A 15446-nucleotide genomic window follows, 5' to 3' on the forward strand; every position below is an offset into this window, starting at 1 on the left:
CTGACCTGACCTGCGGCTGGCCTACGCCAGATGTTGGCCAGCCGCAGGGGTTCAGTGGGTCAGGCGGTCGCGATGTTGACGGTGTAGGCGCCGCGGCTGCCGTACGTCGAGTAGCCCGTGTTCAGCGGGTCGCCGTACCCGACGTTGTCGATCCGGAGGTAGTAGGTGCCGGCCGCCAGGTTGGCGGTGACCGACGCACTGAGGCCGGTCGGAGTGGCGGCGTCGGTCTGGCCCGAGGCCGGGTCGGCCGAGGCGACGACGGTGCCGGCGCTGTTCAACAGATCGAGCTTGATGTCCAGGTTCCCACCGGAGGCCGCCGCGTTCGCGGTCGCCGTGTAGTTGCCTGCGGCACCGACCGTGACCTTGTAGACGTCGGTGTCGGTCTCGGCGGCGATGTAGCCCGTGACCGGCGTACCGACGGTCAGTGCAGCAGCGGCAGACGTGGTGTCACCGGCTTCGTCCGCGCGCAGGGCGAGGCCGTGGGTGCCGACGACGCCGTAGTCGTCTTCCTTGTTGTTCGCGTCGGCGTACTCGCCCTTGCTCCACTGGCTGATGCCGCGGTAGTACCCGACGCCCATGATCGGCGCCCAGGAGCCGTGGCCCTGGTAGTAGCCGACGGTCGAGGTGCCGTCGTGGCTGAGGCCGACGTTGTGACCGGCCTCGTGCGAGGCCGCCTCGGCGAGGTTCTTCGCACCGGTCCCGACGCCCTTGGTGAAGACCAGCGCCGGCTGGTAGTAGTCGTGCTGGCTGCTGTTGTCGTAGACACCGACGTACGCGACGCCGCCACAACCACAGCCGGACTGGTACCAGGTGTCCGGGTCGATCAGCACGCGCGTTCCGTACTGCAGGTCCGCTGACCCGGACCGGTCGATCGCGGACTGGGCGGGAGCCTGCGTGGTGACGTCGACGTCGAAGGTCGCGTAGTCCTCCGCAACCCGCGCCCAAACATCCCGTACGACGTCCTGCTCGGCGGTGCTGTAGTTGGCCGGGTCGCCGTCGGTGTCGTACGCCGAGACGTTCACCGGGTCGATCGACTTCGCCGCGTTCCACGCCGTACCGGTGATGGTGTGGCCGTCGAAGTCCAGGTAGAGCACCCGGTTGGAACCGGGCTTGCTGTGCAGCTCGAACGCCGGACCGGTCGCGCCGGCAACCGCGTCGGTGGCCCAGCGCGGCGAAGCCTCTTCGGACTTCTGCGTCGGGGAGAGCTGCGGCTCGCGGTAGAACAGGCGGCTGCCGGCATCGAGCCAGGCGGTCTTGTCGGTGGCCAGGATGCGCTGCAGCTGGTCAGTCGGCAGACCGTTGGTCGCGGCCACCTCGGCCAGCCGGCTCTGCACCTTGGCCAGCGCCGTGACGCCCGGAGTGGGCTGTCCGAGCAGTTGGTCGATCGGCGTGAGCTGTGCGTCGGCGCGGGCGCCGGCTGCGACGGCCAGGCCGCCGAAGATCACTGCACCGGTGCATGCGAGCGCGCCGGTACGGCGGAGTTGTTTCCTCACGAAGGTCCTCCAGGGGTTGGGCGGTTGATCCCCCCAGAAACCCCGGGGCCGTCGATCTCGGTGGGAACGACGGCCCCGGGTTGCTCTGGTACTAGCCGGCCGTCACACGCACCGTGTACTTGCCACGGCTCCCGTACGTCGAATAGCCGGTGTTCAGCGGGTTGCCGTAGCCGACGTTGTCGACCCGCAGGTAGTAGCGGCCCGCCGCGACCTGACGGCTGATGCTCGCGCTCAGGCCGGTCGGGGTCGCCGAGTTGGACTGTCCGGCGGCCGGGTCGGCGGTGACGACGACGTTGCCGGCCGAGTCGAGCAGCTGGAGCTTGATGTCCACGTCGCCACCGGATGTGGCGGCGAAGTTGAAGGTGCCGGCGGCCAGGTCGATCCGGAACACGTCGACGTCCGAGTCATTGGCGTAGATGCCGGAGGTCGCCGTACCGAGCGTGAGCGCGCTGGCGTCCGCCGTACCGTTGCCGTGGTCGTCGGCGCGCAGTGCGAGGCCGTTCTGGCCGATGACCGTGAAGTCGTCTTCCTTGTTGTTGGCTCCGGTGTACTCGCCCTTGCTCCACTGGCTGATCGCCTTGGAGTAGCCGACGCCCATGATCGGGGCCCAGGCGCCGTGACCGGCGTAGTACCCGACCGACGCCGTACCGTCGTGGCTCAGGCCGACGTTGTGACCGGCCTCGTGGGCTGCTGCCTCGGCGATGTTCTTCGCGCCGGTGCCGACACCCTTGGTGAAGACGAGAGCGGGCTGGTAGTACGCGTGCTGGCTCGTGTTGTCGTAGACGCCGACGTAGGCGACACCACCGCAACCACAACCGGATTGGTACCAGGTGGTCGGGTCGATCACCACGCGCGTGCCGAACTGCTGGTCAGACGAACCAGAGCGAGTGATCGCGGCCTCGGCCGGTGCCTGCGTGGTGACGTCCACGTCGAACGGCGCGTAGTCCTCAGAGACCCGGGCCCAGACATCCCGTACGACGTCCTGTTCCGCGGTGCTCCAGTTGTTCGTGTTGCCGTCGGTGTCGTACGCGGTGACGTTGACCGTCGCGGGCTTGCCGCCGGTGTTCCAGGCCGTCCCGGAGATGGTGTGGCCGTCGAAGTCCAGGTAGATCACGCGGTTCGAGCCGGGCTTGCTGTGCAGCTCGAACGCCGGACCGGTGGCCCCGGCAACGGCTTTCACAGCCCAGCGCGGGGAGACGGCGGTCGTGGTCTTCGCACCAGTGGTCGGCTCGCGGAAGAAGAGCTTGCCGTCGCGGTCGAGCCAGCTGGTCTTGTCGGTGGCCAGGATCTGCTGCAGCTTGGCGGCGGCGATCCCGTTGCGGTCGGCAAGCTCCGTGAGCCGGGACTGGACACGGCCGAGCGCGGCCTTGCCCTGAAGCTCGGAGCCGAGCAGCTGGTCGATCGGAGTGGGGGCGGGCTGCTGGGCGTCGGCCGCGTTGCCGGCCACGACAGCCAGGGCGCCGAACGCTACGGCGCCGGCGCCGACCAGGGCACCGATGCGGCGGGGGCGGGTGTGCATAGAGGGGTCCTCCTCAGGGACTCCGCGTGTCTCACTTGACATTGCCTCACGAGCGGTATGCGAGACCGCACTGTGCGTAGCCTGCCTGATGCGTTGCCCCGCTGTATACATTTTTCGGCGGATTTAACGTTGGCTGTGACCGCTTCCGGCCACAGGATGGGGCCCATGCGATACGTGATGATGATGCGGGCGAGCGCGGGCTCCGAGGCATGGGAGCAGCCGAGCGAACAGAGCCTGAACGAGATGACTCAGGTGATGGCCGAGATGGCCGAGCAGGGCGTCCTGCTCGCGGGCGAGGGGCTGCTGCCGAGCTCGGAGGGGTTCCGGTTGGTGCCGGACGGCGGGAAGGCGCGGATCGTCGATGGGCCGTTCGCGGAGACGAAGGAACTGATCGCCGGGTTCTGCCTGATCGAGGTCGAGTCCCGCGCGGAGGCGCAGGCGTGGGCCGAGCGCTGCTTCGCCGCCGACCACGGCAACACGGCCGGGATCGAACTGCGCCGGGTCGCGACAGCTGACGACTTCGGCGACAACTTCACATCGAAGGCGCGAGAGCGCGAGGCACACACGTTCGCCGTACTGGAAGGTCGTTCAGAGGACTAGCACCTGGCGGATCGACGTACCGGCGGCGAGGGTGTCGAAGGCTTCGTTGAGGTTGTCGAGACCAACGGTTGCGGTGAGCAAGCGGTCCACCGGGAGCCGGCCGGCCTGGTAGAGGGCGATGTAGCGCGGGATGTCGCGGCTCGGGATAGCGGAGCCGAGGTAGGAGCCTTTCACGGTGCGCTCCTCGGCGACGAGGCTGACCGCGGGCACGCTGAAGGTCTGCGACGGGTGCGGAAGACCGACCGTAACGGTGGTGCCGCCGCGGCGGGTGGCGGCGTACGCCTGCTCGAGCACCTTCCCACTGCCGACCGTCTCGAAGGCGTAGTCAGCACCGCCGGACGTCGCCGCACGAACCTCCTCGACGGTGTCGGGGCCAGCGGCAACGGTGTGCGTGGCACCGAGCGCACGGGCCAGCTCAAGCTTCTCCGGTACGACGTCCACCGCGACCAGGGGATGCGCACCAACCAGTACGGCGCCGAGCAACGCGGACAGGCCGACCCCGCCGAGACCGAACACGACCGCACTCCGACCGGCGCGGACCTGCGCAGTGTTCACCACTGCGCCCACGCCGGTCATTACTGCGCAGCCGAAGAGGGCGGCGATCTCAGGCGGCAGCGCGGGGTCAATCTTCACTGCGGACCGCGCTGACACGACTGCGTGGTCAGCGAAGCCGGAGACGCCGAGATGATGGTGCACCCCGTCCAAGCGCCGTACGCCGGACAGTAGGGTGCCGGCCGTGTTCGCGGCGGCACCTGGCTCACACAGCGCAGCACGTCCTTCCGCACACGGACCGCATGAGCCACAGGCGGGCACGAACGCGAAGGCGACCGCATCACCCGCAGCGAACCCAGGAGCCTCTGACTGGACCACCTCACCCGTCGCCTCGTGGCCGAGCAGCATCGGCATCACGCGTGGCCGTGAGCCGTCGATGACCGACAGGTCCGAGTGACACAGCCCTGCGGCGCGGATGCGGACCAGGAGCTCACCGGGCCCGGGCGGTGCCAGGTCGACCTCCTCGATCTGCAGTGGCCGGGAGTCGGCGTACGGCTTAGGTAGACCCATCTCCCGCAGTACGGCGCCGCGCACGATCATCCGGTGATTCCCTCCAGAGCCTCGCGCAGGCGATCCGGAATCGGGACCGGCCGCCTGTCCTTCCGGTCCACGAACACGTGCACGAACCGCCCGGTCGCGGCCGGCTCGTCGGCGCCCTCCCGGAACAGGCCGATGTCGTAGCGCACGCTCGAGTTCCCCAACTGGCCGACCCGCAGCCCGGCGTCGACCACGCCCGGAAACTCCAGCGACGCCTTGAACGTGCACTGCGAGTCCACACACAACCCGATCACCGCACCACCGTGGATGTCCAGCCCGCCACTGCGGATCAGGAAGTCGTTGATCACGGTGTCGAAGAAGCTGTAGTACTCGACGTTGTTCACATGCCCGTAGACGTCGTTGTCCTTCCACCGCAGCGTGATCGGCAGGAAGTGCTTGAAACCGGCCCGGTCCATCCAGCCACCATAAGCGCGGCTCGTAGCCGGCGCGACGTCGCCCGAAGGCACGCCGTACCAGCCAACCGACCTTGAGCACGGTTCAACCACTCGCCCGCCCAGAAAGTGGTCGAGCGGTGCACAAAGTGAACCGGCCAACCGACCTTGAGCACGGTTCAACCATTTGGCCGGCCAGAAAACGGTTGAGGGGTGCTCAAGGTGAGCGACCGCTCGATGGTGAGCACGGCATAGGGTTCGGGCATGCGTTTCGTTGTGATCCACGGTGCGGCCAGTTCGGCGTGGCATTGGCACGCGCTCACCGCTGAGCTCACTCAGCGCGGGCATGAGGTGATTGCGCCCGATCTACCGTGTGAGGATCCGGCCGCCGGGCTTGGTCAGTACGTCGACGCGGTGGTGAGCGCCGTACCGGAGGGGGAGCCGGTGACGGTGGTGGCGCATTCGTTAGGTGCGTTCACCGGGGTGCTCGTGTGTGAGCGGCTGGCGGTGCGGGAGCTCGTGCTGGTCGCGGCGATGGTTCCGGTGCCGGGTGAGCGCATCAGCGAATGGTGGAAGAACACGGAGTACGAGTCGGCGGAGGGGGATGTGTTCTTCCACGACCTGCCGGCGGAGCTGGCGGCTGAGGCGCGGAGTCACCTGCGGGAGCAGTCGCGTGGGCCGATGAATGATCCGTGTGACTTCAAGGGGTGGCCGGACCGGACGCGGGTGGTGATCGCGCGGGACGATCGGTTGTTTCCGGCGGAGTTCCTGCGCAGGGTGACGCGGGAGCGACTGGGCGTGGTGCCCGACGAAATGCCTGGGGCACACTTCCCGATGCTGGGGCACCCGACCGCGCTGGCCGACTATCTGGAGAGCTAGCAGGCGCTAGTGCGCACTAGAGGTCTAGCGTGCACCAACCCGGGCTAGAGTGCGGGCGTGCGGTTCATGCGGGACCTCGGGACGTTGCTGCGACGGCGGGATTTCCGGCGCCTGTTCGCGGTGCGGTTGACGTCGCAGTTCGGCGACGGGGTCTTCCAGGTCGCGCTGGCGTCATACGTACTCTTCTCGCCGGAGCGGGCACCGGATGCCGCGGCCATCGCTGGGCTGTTCGCGGTAGCGCTGCTCCCCTACTCCGTGCTGGGCCCGTTCACCGGCGTACTGCTGGACCGCTGGTCACGGCGGCAAATCCTCTTCGGCGCCAACCTGACCCGAGCGGCACTCGTCTGTGTCGTCGGAGTGATCGTTGCGGCAGGCAATGCCGGCGTGCCGTTCTACCTGGGCGTCTTGCTGACCCTCGGCGTGAACAGGTTCCTGCTGTCGGGCCTGTCGGCCGGGCTGCCGCATGTGGTCGAGCGCGACGAGCTGGTGATGGCAAACGCCGTCACACCGACATCCGGTACGGCGTCCTTCCTGATCGGCGGCGGGGTCGGGGCCGGGGTGAAGATCGTGGTCGACTCCGATCTCGCCGTACTGGGGCTGACGGTGCTCGTCTACGTCGCCGCCGCACTGCTCGCGCTCAGACTGCGCAGGGACCAGCTCGGACCGGATCTGCAAGGCGATGAGCCAGGTCTGCTCGAAGCAATGCGGACGATCGCGAAGGGCTTGCTGGATGGCGGCCGCCACTTGCGTGAGCGGCGACAGGCCGCGCTCGGGCTCGCGGCGATCGGCTCGCTGCGGTTCTTCTTCGGGCTGATCACCGTCGCGATGATCCTGCTCTACCGCAACTACTTCTACGGCCCAGGTCAGCTGGACCAGGCGTTCGGCGCTCTGGCGATCGCGACCGGGATGGTCGGGGCCGGCATCTTCGTGGCCGCGCTCGTCACGCCGTGGGCGACCCGGGTGATGCCGCTGCGGCGGTGGATCACGCTGTTGTTCATCGGCGCCGCGGTGGTGACCGTCGTACCGCTCGGGCTGTTCACGCAGCCGGCGCTGATCGTCGGCGGGTTCCTCACCGGGTTCTGCGCGCAGGGCGTGAAGATCAGCGTCGACACCCTCGTGCAGACGAAGGTCGACGACGTCTTCCGCGGCCGCGTCTTCTCGCTCTACGACATGATCTTCAATGTCGGGCAGGTCTCCGCGGCCGCGCTCGGTGCGGTGATCCTGCCCGACAACGGGAAGTCGTACCCGGTGCTGGCCTTTATCGCGCTCGGCTTCGCGGCGACCGCCGTGCTCTACTCACGCGCCGCGCAGCGCGGTGATCGGCTGGATGGCGGAGGCCTTCCAGGCGGGGTAGGTCCCGGCGATCAGGCCGATGACCGCGCCCAGCAGGGGTGACCCGAACGCGAGCGAGTTGTCCAGGATCGGCGTCCAGTCCTTCGCGAACGACACCCCGACGGTGAGCAGCACGCCGACCGCCGTACCGAGTAGTCCACCGAGCAGTCCCACGATCACACTCTCGACCAGGAACTGCGCGGCAATGTGTCGTCGCGCGGCGCCCAGGGCCCGGCGGAGTCCTATCTCGCCGATCCGTTCGAGGACCGAGAGCAGCGTGACGTTGGCGATGCCGAGACCGCCGACGAGCAGCGCGACCGCGCCGAGCAGCAGGAACAGCGCGTTCAGGTCGCCCTCGACGCCCTTGCGGACCGCACCCTGCTTCGGGGGTGAGTCGACCTTGAGCGTGCTCGGGTCGTTCGGCTGCAGCGCTTTCGGAGCCTGACCGGCGATCAGTTGCGCAGCACCGACCGCCGTACGGATCTCGACCGCGTCCGGGGACTTCAGCTTGTACGCCGCCTTGGCCGTCCCGTTCGGCATGATCACCGCGTCGTTGAGCTCGGCGCGACCGCTGACCGAGTCGAGGATGCCGATCACGGTGTAGGGCTCGTCGCCGATGAACACGGCCGGTGCCGAGTCCACCCGGTTGATGCCGAGCCGCTCGGCCGCATGCTTGCCGAGGACAACGACCTTGTCCCCGCGCTGGTCGTGACCGGCGTCGAAGAACCGCCCGGTCTTCAGGACGGCGCGGATCGCGTCGAACAGGCCGGCCGAACCCGACATCACCGTGAGCGCCTTGCCCTCGCCACCGTTCAGCCCGGCCACACTGCTGACCAGGTCGCCACCGACATCGAGCGTGCTCACTGTGCCGACCGCGTCGACGCCGTTCAGCTTGCCGAGCCGGTCGGGTGCGTCCCACGGCAGTTCGGCCGCCGCCTCACCTTCCTGGCCGTTCTTGTCCTCCGGCTCCACGACCACCCGGGTCGCCTGCGCCAGATCGAACTTCTCGCTGATCTGCCCGGCCGCGGTCTGCCCGAGCCCCACGGTCCCGACGAGCGCGGCAACACCGAGCACCGTGCCCAGTGTCGTCAGGATCAGTCGAGTAGGCCGAGCCGCGACACCGGCCAGGGCTTCGTCCAGGACGTCGCGCACCGCCGGCCTGGACCGCCGCCCGCTGCCTACGCCTGCAGGGTCGGCGGATCGCTCTGGAGTCCCGCGCCCGATCAACCGTGCAAGAGCAACCCGCAATCGTCCGGTACGTCGTTCCCGTCGCCGCGATCGCGGGGCAGGCGGCGACGACGAGGACGTCGCCTGCCCCGGATCGGGTTCCCGAGGCACCGCCCCGTGCTCGGGAGTGGACGGCCCGCCGGTGGGAGAGTCCGGGGGGCCTGCTGGTGGGGTCACCATTGGAGAGTCCCGTCGACGATGCGGACGCGGCGCTGGGCACGTTCGCTGACGTGGTCGTCGTGCGTGATGACCGCGAGCGTCATGCCGCCGGCGTGGAGTTCGTCGAAGAGCTCGAGGATCGCCTCGGCGTTGACGCTGTCCAGGTTGCCGGTGGGTTCGTCGGCGAGCAGCAGACTCGGTTCGGCGACCAGGGCGCGGGCGATGGCAACGCGTTGACGTTCACCACCCGACAGCGTGCTCGGGCCGAAGTCCATTCGGTGCGAGAGGCCGACGCGTTCCAGCGCCACCCGTGCCCGTGCCATCCGCTCGCGGCGCGGAACACCGACGTACACCATCGAAAGCGCGACGTTCTCAAGCACGGTCCGGTGCGCGAGCAGGTGGAACGACTGGAAGACGAACCCGATCCGCTCACCACGCAGTACGGCGCGCCGCCGTTCCTTCAGGCTCATCGTGTCGACCCCGTCGAGGCGGTAGACCCCGCCACTTGGGTTGTCCAGGAGCCCGAGCAAATGCAGCAGCGTGGACTTGCCGGAGCCGGACGGCCCGACGATCGACAGGTACTCACCCTGCCGGATCACCAGATCGACGTCCCGGATCGCCTCCACCTCGGGCGGTCCGGGGAAGACGCGCCGGACGCCAATCATCTCCACGACCGGTGCCGGCAGCGCGACCGCAACCGGCGACATCTCCAGCGCCGTGCTCATGTTCCGACCACCACTTGGTCCCCTTCGCCGAGCTTGGCGTCGCCGATCGGCTCGACCGCGGCGAATCCGTCCGCCGACAGCCCGACCTTGACCGGGACCAGCTCGGTCTTGCCGTTGCGCTGCACCTCGACCCGTGAGCCGCCGTCCGATCCGGCCGAGAGCGCCGCGATCGGTACGGTCAGCACCTTGCCGTTCGTGCTCTTCACCGGGATCGTCACCTTCACGTTCGCGTCCCGGAGCTGCTCGAGCTGCTTCGCGCTGAGCTTGTCGGGTCCGACGACGACGTCGTACGAGTCGCCCTTGCGGTTGAGCCGCTTGACCTTCGCCTTGACCGTCGAGCCGTCGCCGAGCGTCAGCTCGGCCGCCATGCCCGCCTTCAGGTGCTCGGCGGACGCGGAGTCCACCTTGACCGTAACGACCAGGGCCGCGCCACTGGCCGACATCACCGTGCCGCTCGCCGTACCGCCGCGCTCGACGTTGACCTTGTCGACCCGGCGCGGCAGCGACTTCACGTAGACGATCTCCGAGACCGGCAACGGCGTCGCCGCCTTCAGCTCGGCGTCGTCCTGAGCGTCGAGGGCGTCCTGCAGGCTCTCCTTGGCGTCCGTCACCGCGCCCTTCTGGACCGTGAGGTCCGGGGCGTGCGCCTTCTGCGCCTGGGCGAGCTGGGACTGCGCCTGCCGGAGTGCCTTCTTGGCCGCGTCGACGTTCTTCTTCGCCGCGTCCACCGCATCCTTGAGCGGCTGATCCGCTTCGGGCGCGTCGTACCCGGCCTTCTCATACAGTTCCCGTACGGCGCGCGCCGTACCGGTGTCGTATTTGCCGTCGACGCTGCCCGGGTCGAACCCGAGCCGGTCCAGCGTCTTCTCCAACTGCAGGACGTCCGGACCCTTGCTGCCCGGCGCGAGCGCCCGGTACATCGGCAGGACGCCGGCCAGCGCGATCACCGGCCGGCCGGTGATCTCCAGCAACGCCTTGCCCTCAGTGATGGTCGAGGCGACCGCCGGGACCTTCCCGGTCACAATCGCCGGCGTGGTCAGGCCGCTGGTCTCGACGCGGATGTTCACCGCGCCGTCGAACGACGCGTCACCACGCCCGACCACCTTGCTGGCCAGCGCCTTCTTCTCGACCGGCACCGTGATCTGGGACGCCTTCGGGGCGGCGGTCTTCGCGGCCGCGTCCTCCGGCGACGTGATCCGCGCACCCGCCACGACACCGACCCCGAGCGAGGTGGCCGCGAGCGCAGCCACCCCGACCAGGATCTGGCGCCGCGACTTGGGACCTGCGGTCATCGGTTCGCCATTCCGTCCCGGTACGCCTCGAGCTCGGCCTTGTGCTGGGCCACGAACTCCTTCTCCATGGCGAACTGCACCTTCTTGTACGGCTCGTCGTACGTCGTGGCCTTGCACTTCTGGTCGGCCACCGCGAGCGCGGTCTCGGCCTTGCGCAGGTCGCCCAGCTTGGCCGCGTCGACCTTGTCGAACGACGGCGGTCCGCCGATCGTGGCGCTCGGGCCGTCGGACTTGCCCGGCTCGGCCGGCTTGTTGCCGGTCAGCTCGTCCAGCTTCTTCTGAATGCTGTTCCGCGCCTCCTCGAGCTTGGTGAACCCGGAATGGCCGGCATCGGCGAGGCAGTCCGACCAGGCCTTGGTCGCGTCGACGACCTGCTGGTCGTTGTTGATCCGCTTGTTCAGGGCCTCCAGGTCCTTGAACAGCGCGTCGTACTTCTTGAAGTCGTCCTGCTGCTTCGTCGGGTCGCCGTACGCCTCGCTGAAGGCCTTGCCCCGGCAGCCGACATCCTGCGGCTTGCCCGAACCGTCCATCGGGATCGCGACCGACATACCGTTCCCGGCGCCCTTGCCGTTCAGCGCCGCGTCGTACGCCTTCTGCGCCGACGGCGAGAGGGCGTTGCGGATCTTCTTGTTCGGGTCGTTCGCGTCGTCCCCGGCAGCGGCCTTGGACCAGTCGATCGTGCTGATCCCGTAGCCGTACTGCTCAGCGAATTTGTCCGGCGGCAGGTTGAACGCCTCGGCGAACTTGCTCTTGGTCTTCTGCTCCGGCGGTACGGCGACGTACTCGAAGCCGGCCGTCTTCATACAGCTGACGGTCGCCTCCTCGACCTTGCGCTGCTTGGCCAGGTCCGCCTCGGTCGGCTCCTGGCTGCCCGCACCGATGGCGCGGGTGGCGACCATGCCACCGCCGCCGGCGCTGACGAACCCGTCACCCATGTACTCCGCGAGCGGGCTCTTGTCGCTCTTGCTGTCGCCGGCGACCGGCGCCTTGTCCTGGTTGTTTCCGCAGGCCGCCAGCGCCAGAACGGCCAGGGCGGCAAGTGCGGTCCGTGAGGTTCTCATAGCAGTGGAGCGTGCCGCCGGGGCTGTGAAGAACCTGTGAAGGACCGGTATGCACTCGATGCTCTCAGTCGATCTTCATCGGATTCTCATCATGTTCAGTCATATTCAAGGACATGCCTGCCCGGATCCTGATCGCCGAAGACGACGTCAAGCAGGCGGAGCTGATCCGGCGCTACCTCGAGCGCGAGGGCCATCTGACCGTCGTGGTGCACGACGGCCGGGCCGCGATCGACGAAGCCCGCCGCCGCAGCCCCGACCTGCTCGTGCTCGACGTGATGATGCCGAAGGTCGACGGTCTGGACGTCTGCCGCGTGCTCCGCGCGGATGGCGACGTACCGATCATCATGCTGACAGCGCGGTCCACCGAGGACGATCTGCTACTGGGGCTCGATCTGGGCGCGGACGACTATGTGACCAAGCCCTACAACCCGCGGGAGTTGGTTGCCCGGGTCAGGACGGTACTGCGTCGTACGCGGAGCCGTGGTGAGGGTGAGGTCTACCGGGTGGGTGCGCTGGAGATCGACCCGAGCCGGCACGAGGTCCGGCTGACCGATGAGCTGGTGGAGGTGACGCCTGCCGAGTTCAAGATCCTCGCGTGCCTGGCCGCGTCGCCGGGGCGGGCGTTCTCGCGGCAGCAGTTGCTGGAGCACGCGTTCGGGTTCGACCACTACGTGTTCGACCGGACCATCGACGTACATGTGATGAACCTGCGGAAGAAGTTCGGTGGGTCGACCTATCTGAAGACCGTGTACGGCGTGGGCTACAAGCTGACCGACAAGGTGGTGTCCGATGCGTCGTAGTCTGCTGATCCGGTTCCTGGGCCTCTCGCTCGCGGTGGCCCTGGGCGCGGTCGTCGCCACCGCGGTGATCGCGACGTACAGCACCCGGGAGAAACTGCAGGGCGAGATCGACGCGAACACTGGTCAGTTGCAGAGCGACGGCCAGGTGTACGCCGAGCTCAGCGACTACGCGATGAATCACCCCAGCTGGTCCGGTGTCGACAAAGAGGTCCATCGACTCGCCGACGAGACCGGTCGCCGGATCGCGCTGATCAACGACGACGGAACGGTGATCGCGGACTCGGCCCGAATGCTCGGTGCCGCGCCGGAGCTCCCCTCGGTGCCCGCGGCAACCATCGACGCCCGGCAGCAGGGGATGGCGTTCACCGCCACCGCCGGGGCGGCTGTGTCGGCTCGCGCGATCGCCACCCCGCCGCTGCCGATGGCCACCGTGACCAAGGCATCCTTCTCGTACCTCGACGGCCAGTGGGGCCTCAGCGACGCGGAGAAGGAACAGCGCAAGGCGCTCGCCGAAGCGGCGAACCGCTGTTACCAGGCGAACGGAATGGAGTCCTCGATCACGGTCACCCCCGCGGGCAGTCCGCTACTGGCCCGCAACTCCGCGGTGGCGTCGGACGGCGAAACCGTGCAGCCGGCCGCACCGCTCCAGATGCAGTTCGCCGGCCCCGTCAAGGACCCCTGCTACCCCGCGGAACTGAACGCGCCGAGCGCCAAGGCGAAGCTGGTCAACGACGACCAGAACCGGCGGGCGGCCGAGTGCCTGACCACCGCCGGCATTCCGTTCGACCTCGCTTCGCCGACCGGGATGCCGGGGGACCTGTACGCGGTAACCCCGAAACAGGGCTACGAAGACCAGGACGGCAAGTTCTACCAGTGCGTTGCCAACGCTCAGTCGCAGGCCATCACGCCGTACGTGGCGCCGGCGGCGAAGCTGTATCTGGGGTCGAAGAGTGCGTTCAACGTGTTCTCAGGCGAGGGCATGCTCCGTACGGCGGCCACCGCGCTCGGCGTGATGCTGATCGCGGCGCTGGTCATGTTGCTGACCGGGCGGCGGCTGGTCCGGCCGATCGTAGCGCTGACGGGTGCGGCGCAGCGGATGCGGAACGGGGACCATGCGGCCCGGGTTCCGGTCACGGGCAAGGACGAGGTTTCGCGGCTCGGGCACGCGTTCAACGCGATGGCCGAGTCGATCCAGCGCAGCGACTTCCAGCGGAAGGCGATGGTGAGTGATGTCGCCCATGAACTCCGAACACCCCTGGCCAACATCAAGGGCTACCTGGTCGCGTCGGAGGACGGCGTCGTACCGCTCGACGCCGAACTGGTCACGTCGCTGCTGGAGGAGACCAGCCTGCTCGAACACCTCGTCGCCGACCTGCAGGACCTCGCCCTGGCTGACGCCGGCATGCTCCGCCTGCACCCGGCCCCGCGGGACCTGAGCGAACTCGCCCAGCAGGTCGTCCTCGCCCACCGCCCCGCGGCCGAGACCGCCGGCGTGGCCCTGACTGCCGACGTACCGGCTGAGGCCGTCGCCTCGGTCGACAGCTCCCGGATGCGCCAAGCCCTCGGCAACCTCGTCTCCAACGCGATCCGCTTCACCCCGACCGGCGGCACCGTCGTCGTCGGCGTCCGCCGCGTCAACGACGGCTACAACCTCACCGTCACCGACAACGGCGCCGGCATCGCCGAACAGCACCTCCCACACCTGTTCGACCGCTTCTACCGCGCCGAACAGTCCCGCAGCCGCTCCACCGGCGGCAGCGGCCTCGGCCTCGCCATCACCAAGCACCTCGCCGAAGCCCACCGAGGCCGCATCACCGTCACCAGCAAACTAGGCGAGGGCTCCGTCTTCACCCTGTGGATCCCCGCAGATCCCCGCTAGGTACGTGCGCGGGATCTTGGCCCGCGAGCGAAGCTCGACCCGATCGGCGTACGGGATCAGGCGGACCCACGCGACGAGCCGGTGTACGCGCTCGAGCACCTCAGTGGCCACGACGTCGTCGCGCCGACCACCTGCGACGGTGAGATAGACGTCGTACAACTCGTCGCGATGCGCCTGGGACAGCGGTACGCCGGTCCACTCGACGACCGAGGTGAGGAAGCTATGCAGGGACACGGCCGGGTGTCCCCAGATCGCGTTGCCGAAGTCGAAGAAGCGTGGGCCGGCGGCGAAGATGTTCGCGGCGTAGACGTCGTTGAGCTCCAGACCGAGCGGAACGTTGAGGTGGGCAACGGTCCGATCCAGTACGTCGGCGGCCGCCTCAGCCTGGTGCAGTTCGTCAGCCTCAAGCCGGAGCGGATGCCCGGGCGGTTGCCCCGCCCATTCCCTGGCGATCGCCCGCACTCGGTCCCCGGCGTCGGCGGGCGCGAGCGTGACCATGCCGGGCTGCGGCCCCAGCTGACCCCGTACGGCGTTTTGCAAGCGGGCGAGCGCCTCGACCACGACGCACCGGGTCCGTTGGTCGGCCACGTCAGCACGGCTGAGCGTCGTACCGTGATCCGCGGTGAGGAGCCAGCCGCGTTCCACGTCGACCGCGAGCGGGAGGATGACCTCGTCCGGCGCGAGCCGCGCCAATTCAGCGACCAGGCCGGCCTCGAACAGGTGACCGGGGTTGTTCTCCTTGAACCACACCAGACCTTCGGCGGTCTCGTAGCAGCGCACCACAGACCAGAACCGCGCCCGGTAGGTGACGGGCTCACCGATGATGGGGCTCTCCAGCCGGCGGGTGACCCAGTCGTCGACCATCCGTGTCCACTCGGGCGAGAGCCACCGCCGTACCCACTGACCGCCGGCATCAGGCCCCAGCGGTCTCGCAGCAGGCAACATGCGCGGCACGCTACCGGCCACCTCCGACAGACGAGCGCCGCGCAACGTCCGAAC

Annotated in this window: 14 protein-coding genes; 5 read left to right on the top strand and 9 right to left on the bottom strand. The window is 68.6% G+C overall.

What is annotated here, in order from left to right:
* Positions 1-59: 59 nt before the first annotated feature.
* Both ACFVWG_RS16120 and ACFVWG_RS16125 read right to left on the bottom strand, forming a co-directional pair.
* On the bottom strand, positions 60-1493 hold the full coding sequence (locus ACFVWG_RS16120) for a pre-peptidase C-terminal domain-containing protein (RefSeq protein WP_391544060.1): 1434 nt from the start codon (positions 1491-1493) through the stop codon (positions 60-62).
* A gap of 91 nt (positions 1494-1584) precedes the next feature.
* Positions 1585-3012 (bottom strand): PPC domain-containing protein, encoded by a 1428-nt coding sequence (locus tag ACFVWG_RS16125; RefSeq protein WP_391544061.1) that lies wholly within the window; start codon positions 3010-3012, stop codon positions 1585-1587.
* Positions 3013-3177: 165 nt separating this feature from the next.
* Between ACFVWG_RS16125 and ACFVWG_RS16130 the strand changes: the two genes are divergently transcribed.
* Entirely contained in the window at positions 3178-3612 is a 435-nt protein-coding gene (locus ACFVWG_RS16130) for a YciI family protein (RefSeq protein WP_391544062.1), read from the top strand.
* On the opposite strand, the gene ACFVWG_RS16135 is transcribed toward ACFVWG_RS16130, so the two are convergent.
* Together ACFVWG_RS16135 and ACFVWG_RS16140 are read right to left on the bottom strand one after the other, a co-directional pair.
* The gene (locus tag ACFVWG_RS16135; protein ID WP_391544063.1) at positions 3601-4704 is read right to left on the bottom strand and encodes a zinc-dependent alcohol dehydrogenase family protein; all 1104 of its coding nucleotides are present in this window, start codon (positions 4702-4704) and stop codon (positions 3601-3603) included. The two genes, ACFVWG_RS16130 and ACFVWG_RS16135, sit on opposite strands and share 12 nt — an antisense overlap.
* Positions 4701-5117 carry an acyl-CoA thioesterase gene (locus ACFVWG_RS16140; protein ID WP_391544064.1) on the bottom strand — a complete coding sequence of 139 codons (417 nt, stop codon included), beginning with the start codon at positions 5115-5117 and terminating at the stop codon, positions 4701-4703. Before ACFVWG_RS16140 ends, ACFVWG_RS16135 begins: the two co-directional genes overlap by 4 nt.
* 240 nt (positions 5118-5357) lie before the next feature.
* Here ACFVWG_RS16140 and ACFVWG_RS16145 point away from each other — a divergent pair, with 240 nt between their 5' ends.
* Positions 5358-5972 carry an alpha/beta fold hydrolase gene (locus tag ACFVWG_RS16145; protein ID WP_391544065.1) on the top strand — a complete coding sequence of 205 codons (615 nt, stop codon included), beginning with the start codon at positions 5358-5360 and terminating at the stop codon, positions 5970-5972.
* A gap of 66 nt (positions 5973-6038) precedes the next feature.
* Positions 6039-7367: an MFS transporter gene (locus tag ACFVWG_RS16150; protein WP_391544379.1), complete on the top strand. Its 1329-nt coding sequence runs from the start codon at positions 6039-6041 to the stop codon at positions 7365-7367.
* Here ACFVWG_RS16150 and ACFVWG_RS16155 read toward each other — a convergent pair.
* From ACFVWG_RS16155 to ACFVWG_RS16170, 4 genes are all read right to left on the bottom strand, one after another.
* Complete coding sequence (locus ACFVWG_RS16155) at positions 7269-8456, bottom strand: ABC transporter permease (RefSeq protein ID WP_391544066.1); 1188 nt, start codon at positions 8454-8456, stop codon at positions 7269-7271. The two genes, ACFVWG_RS16150 and ACFVWG_RS16155, sit on opposite strands and share 99 nt — an antisense overlap.
* 248 nt (positions 8457-8704) lie before the next feature.
* Positions 8705-9397, bottom strand: coding sequence for an ABC transporter ATP-binding protein (locus tag ACFVWG_RS16160; protein WP_391544380.1), 693 nt, complete (start codon positions 9395-9397; stop codon positions 8705-8707).
* 14 nt (positions 9398-9411) lie between these two features.
* The gene (locus tag ACFVWG_RS16165) at positions 9412-10707 is read right to left on the bottom strand and encodes a peptidoglycan-binding protein (protein ID WP_391544067.1); all 1296 of its coding nucleotides are present in this window, start codon (positions 10705-10707) and stop codon (positions 9412-9414) included.
* On the bottom strand, positions 10704-11768 hold the full coding sequence (locus ACFVWG_RS16170; protein ID WP_391544068.1) for a hypothetical protein: 1065 nt from the start codon (positions 11766-11768) through the stop codon (positions 10704-10706). Before ACFVWG_RS16170 ends, ACFVWG_RS16165 begins: the two co-directional genes overlap by 4 nt.
* Before the next feature lie 113 nt (positions 11769-11881).
* On the opposite strand from ACFVWG_RS16170, the gene ACFVWG_RS16175 reads away from it, so the two are divergent.
* Positions 11882-12568: a response regulator transcription factor gene (locus ACFVWG_RS16175; RefSeq protein WP_391544069.1), complete on the top strand. Its 687-nt coding sequence runs from the start codon at positions 11882-11884 to the stop codon at positions 12566-12568.
* On the top strand, positions 12558-14447 hold the full coding sequence (locus ACFVWG_RS16180) for a sensor histidine kinase (protein ID WP_391544070.1): 1890 nt from the start codon (positions 12558-12560) through the stop codon (positions 14445-14447). Before ACFVWG_RS16175 ends, ACFVWG_RS16180 begins: the two co-directional genes overlap by 11 nt.
* Here the strand turns inward: ACFVWG_RS16180 and ACFVWG_RS16185 are convergent.
* Positions 14397-15392: a hypothetical protein gene (locus ACFVWG_RS16185; protein ID WP_391544071.1), complete on the bottom strand. Its 996-nt coding sequence runs from the start codon at positions 15390-15392 to the stop codon at positions 14397-14399. The two genes, ACFVWG_RS16180 and ACFVWG_RS16185, sit on opposite strands and share 51 nt — an antisense overlap.
* Between the last annotated feature and the right edge of the window lie 54 nt (positions 15393-15446).

Source organism: Kribbella sp. NPDC058245, assembly GCF_042882005.1.
Taxonomy (GTDB): Bacteria; Actinomycetota; Actinomycetes; order Propionibacteriales; family Kribbellaceae; genus Kribbella.

What these genes read in the sequence shown, in the direction of transcription:
- ACFVWG_RS16140 (WP_391544064.1), bottom strand. Translation starts at nt 5,117, where the DNA reads ATGGACCGGGCCGGTTTCAAGCACTTCCTGCCGATCACGCTGCGGTGG.
- ACFVWG_RS16170 (WP_391544068.1), bottom strand. Translation starts at nt 11,768, where the DNA reads ATGAGAACCTCACGGACCGCACTTGCCGCCCTGGCCGTTCTGGCGCTG.
- ACFVWG_RS16150 (WP_391544379.1), top strand. Translation starts at nt 6,039, where the DNA reads ATGCGGGACCTCGGGACGTTGCTGCGACGGCGGGATTTCCGGCGCCTG.
- ACFVWG_RS16145 (WP_391544065.1), top strand. Translation starts at nt 5,358, where the DNA reads ATGCGTTTCGTTGTGATCCACGGTGCGGCCAGTTCGGCGTGGCATTGG.
- ACFVWG_RS16160 (WP_391544380.1), bottom strand. Translation starts at nt 9,397, where the DNA reads ATGTCGCCGGTTGCGGTCGCGCTGCCGGCACCGGTCGTGGAGATGATT.
- ACFVWG_RS16125 (WP_391544061.1), bottom strand. Translation starts at nt 3,012, where the DNA reads ATGCACACCCGCCCCCGCCGCATCGGTGCCCTGGTCGGCGCCGGCGCC.
- ACFVWG_RS16135 (WP_391544063.1), bottom strand. Translation starts at nt 4,704, where the DNA reads ATGATCGTGCGCGGCGCCGTACTGCGGGAGATGGGTCTACCTAAGCCG.
- ACFVWG_RS16165 (WP_391544067.1), bottom strand. Translation starts at nt 10,707, where the DNA reads ATGACCGCAGGTCCCAAGTCGCGGCGCCAGATCCTGGTCGGGGTGGCT.
- ACFVWG_RS16185 (WP_391544071.1), bottom strand. Translation starts at nt 15,392, where the DNA reads ATGTTGCCTGCTGCGAGACCGCTGGGGCCTGATGCCGGCGGTCAGTGG.
- ACFVWG_RS16180 (WP_391544070.1), top strand. Translation starts at nt 12,558, where the DNA reads ATGCGTCGTAGTCTGCTGATCCGGTTCCTGGGCCTCTCGCTCGCGGTG.
- ACFVWG_RS16175 (WP_391544069.1), top strand. Translation starts at nt 11,882, where the DNA reads ATGCCTGCCCGGATCCTGATCGCCGAAGACGACGTCAAGCAGGCGGAG.
- ACFVWG_RS16130 (WP_391544062.1), top strand. Translation starts at nt 3,178, where the DNA reads ATGCGATACGTGATGATGATGCGGGCGAGCGCGGGCTCCGAGGCATGG.